At 68.2% G+C, this 1,801-nt stretch carries 1 protein-coding gene; it reads left to right on the forward strand.

What is annotated here, in order from left to right:
* Nucleotides 1–1,801, forward strand: a 1,801-nt coding sequence (locus tag EN742_RS38400; RefSeq protein WP_189375715.1) for a cobaltochelatase subunit CobN, incomplete at both ends; no start/stop codon positions are given.

Below are 1,801 nucleotides of genomic sequence, written 5' to 3' on the forward strand. Positions count from 1 at the left end.
CCCCTCGAGGGGGAGGGAGACGGCGCTCCCATCGTCCCCATCCTCTTCTACCGCTCGATGCTGCTCGCCGCCGATGTCGCGCCGATCGATGCGCTGGTCGACGCACTGCACGCGCAAGGCATCGCGCCGGTGCCGATCTTCGTTTCGAGTCTCAAGGATCAGGCGTCTCTGGCCTTCGTCGAGAACGCCCTCGCCTCACTGAACCCGGCCGCCATCGTCACCGCCACCGCATTCGCCTCCGGCGCCGAGCCCGGCGCGGAGACGCTGTTCGACCGTGCCGGCGTGCCGGTCTTCCAGGTCATCGTCGCGACCACGCGCCGCCAGGTCTGGGAGAAAAACCAGCGCGGCCTGGCTCCCGCCGACCTTGCCATGCATGTCGTGCTGCCGGAACTCGACGGCCGCATCCTGGCCGGCGCGATTTCGTTCAAGGGCGAGAGCGAAACCGACCCGGCGCTAGCTTTCCGCGCCTTCGCCAACCGGCCGGAGATCGATCGCGTCGCGCAGGTCGCCAAGCGCATCGCGGCGTTCATTCGCTTGCGGCGGACCGAGCGGGCCGAGCGCAAGCTGGCGATCCTGATACCGGATTATCCGAGCGCGCCCGGCCGTACCGGCTATGCCGTCGGCCTCGACGTGCCGTCGAGCGTGCTCGCGATGCTGCACGACCTGAAGGAACAGGGCTATGCGGTTGACGCGATTCCGCAATCGCCGCGCGCGTTGCTGGATGCGCTGGAGGTGGGTGGTGGCGGGCTAGGGCTGACGAACTATCTAGACTTGTCGAAAGAGTTGCCCACTGAGGCAATGACTGCCGTCGAAGCTGCCTGGGGAAAATCAGACGAGACAGGTTCGCGCGAGGCGCCCCCCTCTGTCCTGCCGGACATCTCCCCCACTAAGGGGGAAATTGGCAGTTCTGGCATCGGCTCTCCTCTTGCAACGGCGGCGATTAGCGAAGGTGGCGGTGACGGCATGATCTCCCCCCAAGTGGGGGAGATGTCCGGCAGGGCAGAGGGGGGCGCGACAGAACGCCAACCTTCATCATGCAGACAGCACTTCCCCTTCCGCGCCGCAACCTTCGGTAACCTCACCGTGGCACTCGCCCCCGATCGTGGCCGCTCAGTCGACCGCCGCGCCGACTACCATGACCCCACTTTGCCCCCGCGCCACGACCTGATCGCCTTCGGCCTCTGGCTGCAAAAATCGCTCGGGGTCCACGCCCTCATCCATGTCGGCGCGCACGGCACGCTGGAATGGCTGCCGGGCAAGACCGTCGCGCTCTCCGGCACCTGCTTTCCCGAGATCGTCACCGGCGCGCTGCCCGTCATCTACCCCTTCATCGTCTCCAATCCCGGCGAAGCGGCGCAGGCCAAGCGCCGTATCGCCGCCGTCACGCTCGGCCACCTGCCGCCGCCGCTGACTGGTGCGGGCCTCGATGAGAACCAGCAGCGCCTCGAGCGGCTGGTCGACGAATATGCGCAGGCCGACGGGCTCGACCGTCGCCGCCGCGACCGCCTGGCCAGGCTGATCGTCGAGACCGCGCGAAAAACCGGGCTTGCCTCCGAAGCTGGCGTTGCCAGAACCGACGCGCCGGACGAAGCGCTGCGCCGCATCGACGCCTGGCTCTGTGACCTCAAGGATTTCGCCGTCAAGGACGGACTGCACGTCTACGGCCGCGCGCCCGAGGGCGAGGCTGATCCGCTGCGTAGGCAAAGCGCAGAGGCGGAAAAGACAGCCCTGCTAGCCGCGCTGGACGGCCGCCACACCAAGGCCGGGCCGGCCGGCGCGCCTGCGCGCGGACGCTCCGACG

Source organism: Mesorhizobium sp. M4A.F.Ca.ET.020.02.1.1, assembly GCF_004022645.1.
Lineage (GTDB): Bacteria > Pseudomonadota > Alphaproteobacteria > Rhizobiales > Rhizobiaceae > Mesorhizobium.